This window comes from Allobosea sp. 05T422_2, from assembly GCF_056396265.1.
The window spans coordinates 1-6,547 of the sequence record NZ_JBFTLD010000335.1; the positions used below are offsets into that span (position 1 = coordinate 1).

A 6,547-nucleotide genomic window follows, 5' to 3' on the forward strand; every position below is an offset into this window, starting at 1 on the left:
GAGAGACATCGATTCCAGCATAATGCTCCACGGCTGTTCCTCTCATGATGCTTGAGGCCGATCGCTCGGACCTCGTTTTCAACACCATCATTCTGAGGGACAGCCACCCAAAATGGCTATTCGAAGCGCCGGCCCATTACGGCATCTAGTCTAGTCTGCAGCACGCGTCGTGGTCGGGCTTGTCCCGACCACCTGTACTTCCCTCCAAGCTCCACGCTTCGCCCCCGGCGGTTCAAGACGCGGATGGCCCGCGTGACAGGGAGAGCCTGCGCTTCGCCTACGCCGCCAGGCCTCGCTTCTCCAGCAGCGCATCGGGCGTGGGCAGCCTGCCCCTGAAGAGCGTGTAGGCCTCTGCCGGATCACGCGTATCGCCCGCCGAATAGATGAAACGCTTCAGCTTGGCGGCGACATCGGCAGCGAAGACGTCTCCAGCCTCGATGAAGGCATTGAAGGCGTCGGCATCCATTACCTCGGACCAGAGATAGCTGTAATAGCCGGCCGAATAGCCGTCGCCCGAGAAGACATGGGTGAAATGCGGCGTGCGGTGACGCATGATGATCTCGGCCGGCATGCCGATACGCTCCAGCTCTGCTGCCTCGAAGGCAAGCGGATCGACCGTTGCCGGATCCTTCAGCGAATGGAAGGCGAGGTCGACCAGCGCCGAGGAGGTGTATTCCACCGTCGCAAAGCCCTGGTTGAAGGTCTGCGCCTTCTTGATCTTGTCGATCAGCCCCTCGGGGATCGGCTCGCCGGTCTCGGCATGCAGGCAATAGGCCTGCATCACCTCGCGCGTCAGGAACCAGTGCTCGTAAAGCTGGGAGGGCAACTCGACGAAATCGCGCGAGACCGAGGTGCCGGCGAGCGAGCCATAGGTCACATCGGACAACAGCCCATGCAGGGCATGTCCGAATTCATGGAACAGGGTGCGCGCATCGTCGATCGAAAGCAGCGCCGGCTTGCCGGCCGCGGGCTTCGCGAAATTGCAGACATTGACGATGATCGGGCGAACCTCGCCGCCGAGCCTCCGCTGGCCGCGATAGGCGCTCATCCAGGCGCCCGAACGTTTCGATGCGCGGGCGAAATAATCACCGAGGAAGAGCCCGATATGCCGGCCGCCCACGTCGCGGACCTCAAAGACGCGGACATCGGGATGATAGCCAGCGAGATCGTGCTTCTCCTCGAAGGTCAGGCCGAAGAGCTTGCCCGCGGTGTCGAAGGCTGCAGCGATGATGCGGTCGAGCTGGAGATAAGGCTTCAGCACCGCCTCATCGAGCGCATAGGTCTTCTGGCGCACCTTCTCGGCATAGTGGCGCCAGTCCCACGGTCGGATCGGGCCATTCTCGCCCTCCTCCTGCGCGAGCAGGGCAAGGTCAGCCGCTTCCTTCGCAGCCCGCGCCTTGGCCGGCTTCCAGACCAGTTCGAGCAGCCCCCGGACATTCTCCGGCGTCTTGGCCATGGAATCGTCGAGCTTGAAATGCGCGAAGGTCTCGAAGCCGAGCAGCTTCGCCTTCTCGGCACGCAAAGCCACCATCTCCGCGACGATGGCGCGGTTATCCGTCTCGCCGCCATTCTCGCCGCGCTTGCTCCAGGCCACGAAGGCCTCCTCGCGGAGCTCGCGGCGGGTGGAGAAAGTCAGGAAGGGCTCGATGATCGAACGTGAAAGTGTAACCGCATGCTTGCCATCATGGCCCCGGTCGCCAGCGGCATGGGCCATCGCCGCCCGCAGGAAGGGCGGCACGCCCGCGAGCTTGGCCTCGTCATCGAGGACAAGCGCATAGGAGGCCTCATCCTTGAGCACGTTCTGGCTGAACTGCGTGCCGAGCCCCGCCAGCCGCTCGTTGATCGCGGCAAGGCGTTTCTTTTCCTCGGGACCAAGCTGCGCACCCGAGCGAACGAAGCCGCGATAGGTCCGCTCCAGCAGGCGCTTCTGTTCGGCGTCCAGTCCCAGATTCTCGCGCTTCGCGAAGACCGCATCGACGCGGGCGAACAGGGCCGGGTCCATCATGATTGCCGACCAGTGCCGCGAGGTGACCGGTGACATCTCGCGTTCGATCGCCTGCAGCGCCTCGTTCGTGTCAGCCCCGGCGAGATTGTAGAAGACACCGCCGACGCGGCTGAGCGCGCGGCCCGACCGTTCCAGCGCTTCGATCACGTTGGCGAATTCAGGCACTGCCGGATCGTCGGAGATCGCCGCGATCTCCGACTTGTGCTTGGCCAGAGCCGCCTCGAAAGCCGGCGTGATGTGTTCAGGCTTGATCACCGCGAAGGGTGGCAGGCCGAAGGGTGTCTCCCAGACGGCGGCGAAGGGATTGTCGACGGGTAGCGGCAAGGCTTCTGGCGCGGTCATCTCGTTCCGTTCCGGAAAAAACAGGGGAAGGTCAGTCTTGAGCGTAGATATGGGCGAGATAGCGCCGCATGAAGGGCGGCATGTCGAGATGGTCGCTCTCGGCAAGATTGCGCACAATCACGATGTCGGAGAGTTCCGGCTCCGCCTGCTGCTTGATGCGTGACAGCATGATCTCGCGCGCCTCCTCGGCCGACCAGGACAGCGCCACCGGCCGCATGAAGGCGACGCGCCCCGTCAGGATCACCGCCGTCCAGCTTTCATCGACGTCGATTTCGCCCAAGGTCAGTCCGGTCTCCTCGCAGAGTTCGCGGGTGACGCTGCCGGCAAGGTCGAGCATGCCGTCGTCCCTGAGATCTTCGCGATCCGGCGTACCGGCGGCGAAATAGACTTTGCCCGCATTGGCGGTGTGGTCGCCCATCACGCCGCAGAGAAAGGCGCCATCCGCCGCCCTCAGGGCCGCCATCGCATAGCCGTTGCGGACCACCGGGCCGGGATGGCCAAGATCGCGCCAGGTCATGAAGGCGGCGTAATCCGTCTCGAAATAGCGTGCGCTGAACACGCCATCCGCGATCGCGCCGCGATGCTGCAGCATGATCCGGCCATTGAACATCGCCGGCTTGCCGGCGCTGATCCTGGCCCAATGCGCGGCAATGGCAGTGTGGTTCTCCCGCGCGAAGACCCAGTCATGCGGCTCGACCACGGCCTCGACCCGCGCAAGCGGAACGATCGTCCCGTCGACAACACCATTCATCATTCGGTCCCACTCACAGCAGCACGCCCTCGCTCACCAGCACAGCTTCGCCGCCAATGCTGGCCGAAACGAGTCCACCGCGCTCGACCCGCAGAGTGAGTTCGATCTGCGACGGCCGTCCCATCTCGTACCCTTGCTCGATGACGAGGCGGTGCTCGCCATCGCCGGGACGATCGAAGGCCATCACGGCGGCGGAGAAGGCGGCGGCTGCGCCACCGGTCGCGGGGTCTTCGCCGATGCCCATCCCTGGCGCGAACATGCGGGCATGGAAGTGATGGCCCGCATCGCGGGTCTGCCGGCAATAGACGAAGGCGTTGGGATGCTCGGCCGGCTTCATCACCGTATTCCACCGCATCATGTCGAGCGTGATTCGGCCCATCGCCTCCAGACCCGCCACCGGAACCAGAGTGAAGCCGACGCCACCGGAGAATACGCCTGGCTCATGGGCATCGAAGCCGATCTCGGCTGGATCGAGCCCGAGCGCAGTTGCAAGCTCCACTGGCGATGCCGCCTCTCCGATCCGCTCCGGCAAGCGCGGCAAGGTGAAGGTCGCCCTGCCCTGATCATTCCCGACCGAGACGTCGCAGGAGACGGCACCGATCCGCTCCTCCAGGACGAGCTTGTCGTTTTCCCTGCCCGCCTGGGCATCGTGGAGAGCGAGCAGGATGGCTGTGCCGACGGTTGGATGGCCGGCGAATGGCAGCTCCCGGCCCGGCGTGAAAATCCGAATGGCGGCACGGTTGGCCGGGTGGGCGGGCGGCGCGACGAAGACCGTCTCGGACAGGTTGAATTCGCGCGTGATCGCCTGCATCGCCTCGGTGTCGAGGCCCTCTGCGTCCAGCACCACCGCCAAAGGGTTGCCGGCGTGACGTGCCCCGGTGAAGACATCGAGCGTGACGAAGCGGCGTTTCACGGCAACCCTCCCTTGGTGGTAGGCACGACCAGATCGATGGTCAGCGGGCAATGATCCGACGCCTTTGGCCTGTCCCAGCCCACGCGCGGATAGCGGTCGCTGCAGGTCGCCAGCCGCGCCATCGAACGATCGGGCTCGCGCGGATCGAGCGGCACGCGATAGGGCAAACCTCGCCGGATCATCTGCATGGCCGGATTGGGGTTCGCAGCCGCCAGCGCCGGCGACAGCAGGATATGGTCCAGCGGCATATGGCTATCGATGAGCCGCTGTTCGGCCTCCGACCAGTAGCGCCGGAAATGCGTCCAGCGCTCATGCTGGGGCAGATGCATGATCGGGTCGACAGCGAAATCCTCGAGCAACGGCTCGATGCCGCTATCCCCTTCGTCGACCAGCTCGCCAAGTGGGCCAAGGCCATGGCGATAACCGTTGAGATCGCCCAGCACGATCCAGTTGGCTTCGCGCCAAGACGCCCCGAACCAGGTCTTGACGATGTGCCTGACGGCCAGGGCCTCCGCCCGCCGGATCGGCAGGGTCTCCTGCCGGCCATCGTCGCGGCCGTTGTTCATCGACTTGAAATGGCAACCGAAGAGCGTCAGCGAACGGTCACCGAAGCTCAGCTCGACAGCGAGGCAATCGCGGGCAAAGACCCTGTCGCCCGGCCTGATGCCGAACCGCGCGAGCGAAGGATCATAAGCGCCGGCCTGGCCGAAGCTGAGGTCCTTGTGCGAGACGACACGGACCGCCGGGGGCGCCAGCAGATCGCGCCGGGCGCCAAAGCCGATATCGATGTCGCGCCTGTCATTGCCGTCGATCAGGGCGAAATGGCCGTAGCGGTAATCGGCGATGCGATGGACGTAATTGGCAAAGAACGCCTGCAGGCTCGCGAGCGAATCCACTTCCTGCAGCATCCAGATATCGGCTTGCGCCTCGGCGATGGCGAGCGCCGTCATCTGGCGCTTGTCGTCCTCAAGCGCCACCGCGAGCGAGCGCTCGACGGCATCGCGCTGGTCGGCGCGCGGAAAATGAAACAGCGACATCGCCGCAGAGGTGTCGATGCGTCCGCCATTCTCGAAGCGGTGGCGCGTCAGCAGGTTTTCGACATTGAAGGTGCCGACGCGCAGTTTCATCGAATTCAGCCTGCGGCTCAGATCGCTTCGGGCGTGAAGAGCTGCGAAGGCGTCACGAACTCGTCCTGCGCGGCGACCGTCAGGATCTCGCGCGAGCCGGCCTCCTTCGTCCGCTTCAGCAGGCCGTAGATCGAGGACGAGGCCTTGCTGAGGGCAGCGGCAGCCGATCCCTCGCGCATGTAGTGGACAAAGAAGAGGGCGGCGATCGCATCGCCCGCACCGTTGACGCTGATATCGATCTTCGGCGTGCGCACCCGGAAGGCGCCCTTGGCGTCGGCCGCCATCAGGTCGATCGCGTCCGCCGGCGTTTCTTCCGTGACCAGCGATGTCACCAGCACGACTTTCGGGCCGGCATCGCGCAGCGTTTCGACGGCGCGGTGCGCGTCGGCGATGGTCTTCACCTCGATATCCGTCAGGAGTTCGAGCTCGAACTGGTTCGGCGTGACGATATCGGCAGCCGGCACCGCCTGTTCGCGCATGAATTCGGGAATGCCCGGCCGCACGAAAATGCCGCGCCCGACATCGCCGATCACCGGATCGCAGCAATAGAGCGCATCGGGATTGGCCGCGCGGACACGTTCGACGGCAGACAGGATGGCGTGGCCGATATCGGCCGATCCCATATAGCCGGAGAGCACGCCGTCGCAGCCCGGCAGCACGCCACGTTCGGCAATGCCTTCCATCACCTCGTCGATCATGCCGCCCTCGAAGACCCGGCCCTTCCAGTCCCCGTAGCCCGTGTGATTCGAGAATTGCACGGTATGGATCGGCCAGACCTCGACCCCAAGTCGCTGCATCGGGAAAACGGCGGAGGCGTTGCCGACATGGCCAAAAGCGACATGGGACTGGATCGAGAGGATGTTCATGGCGCGCAGCATAAGCCTTCAACGAAACGACGCGGCGAACCTAGCGGTTGCCGCGCCGGGAGCAAATCGAAAGCGTTGATGCAGGCGATGACAAACGGCGATCAGGCAGAGCCGAGACGCATCACGCTGGCCGTGTCGGTGAACTGCGTCAGGCTTCGCACCTTGCCGTCTTCCACAGTGACCAGATCGACCGCCTCGAAGCTCTGGGTACGACCGGTCGGCACATGGGTGACATCGGCGCTCCAGTGAAACGAGGCGCGAGCGCCTTCGACGAGCAGCCCCAGCGTCCTGAACTTCGAAAAGGCGAACGTGCCGATCAGCCCGGCCATCTGCTCCCGAACCGCGGCACAGCCCGTCTGGGGGCTGCACATGGGCCCGAGATCCTCCGCTCCCATGAAATGGAACCGGCAATCGGGATGGAAGAAGGCCATCACTCCATCAAGATCCCCCTGCACACGCGCCTCATAGGCGCTCAGGAGCAAGGTCTCGATCGCAGCGCGCTCGGTCATCTCGGCTCTCCCAATGGAAGAGCCGAGTTTGACC

General features: G+C 64.5%; 6 protein-coding genes. All 6 read right to left on the minus strand.

Annotated features, from left to right (window positions below; genetic code table 11):
• Nucleotides 1–277: 277 nt before the first annotated feature.
• A complete protein-coding gene (locus AC1DJT_RS33050; RefSeq protein WP_476769800.1) occupies nt 278–2,347 on the minus strand; it encodes a M3 family metallopeptidase in 2,070 nt (689 codons plus the stop codon).
• Nucleotides 2,348–2,378: 31 nt separating this feature from the next.
• Nucleotides 2,379–3,098: an NUDIX hydrolase gene (locus tag AC1DJT_RS33055; protein WP_441489240.1), complete on the minus strand. Its 720-nt coding sequence runs from the start codon at nt 3,096–3,098 to the stop codon at nt 2,379–2,381.
• A 13-nt stretch (nt 3,099–3,111) separates the two neighbouring features.
• Nucleotides 3,112–4,011, minus strand: a complete 900-nt coding sequence (locus tag AC1DJT_RS33060) for a PhzF family phenazine biosynthesis protein (protein WP_476769802.1) — start codon at nt 4,009–4,011, stop codon at nt 3,112–3,114.
• Nucleotides 4,008–5,138 (minus strand): endonuclease/exonuclease/phosphatase family protein, encoded by a 1,131-nt coding sequence (locus tag AC1DJT_RS33065; protein ID WP_476769803.1) that lies wholly within the window; start codon nt 5,136–5,138, stop codon nt 4,008–4,010. Before AC1DJT_RS33065 ends, AC1DJT_RS33060 begins: the two co-directional genes overlap by 4 nt.
• Nucleotides 5,139–5,155: 17 nt before the next feature.
• On the minus strand, nt 5,156–6,004 hold the full coding sequence (gene pdxY, locus AC1DJT_RS33070; RefSeq protein WP_069879886.1) for a pyridoxal kinase PdxY: 849 nt from the start codon (nt 6,002–6,004) through the stop codon (nt 5,156–5,158).
• A gap of 101 nt (nt 6,005–6,105) precedes the next feature.
• Nucleotides 6,106–6,547 (minus strand): nuclear transport factor 2 family protein (locus AC1DJT_RS33075; RefSeq protein WP_476835728.1); only part of this gene is annotated, 442 nt, incomplete at its 5' end.

Coding starts and splice junctions, on each gene's coding strand:
- AC1DJT_RS33050 (WP_476769800.1), bottom strand. CDS start 2,347: ATGACCGCGCCAGAAGCCTTGCCGCTACCCGTCGACAATCCCTTCGCC.
- AC1DJT_RS33055 (WP_441489240.1), bottom strand. CDS start 3,098: ATGAATGGTGTTGTCGACGGGACGATCGTTCCGCTTGCGCGGGTCGAG.
- AC1DJT_RS33065 (WP_476769803.1), bottom strand. CDS start 5,138: ATGAAACTGCGCGTCGGCACCTTCAATGTCGAAAACCTGCTGACGCGC.
- pdxY (WP_069879886.1), bottom strand. CDS start 6,004: ATGAACATCCTCTCGATCCAGTCCCATGTCGCTTTTGGCCATGTCGGC.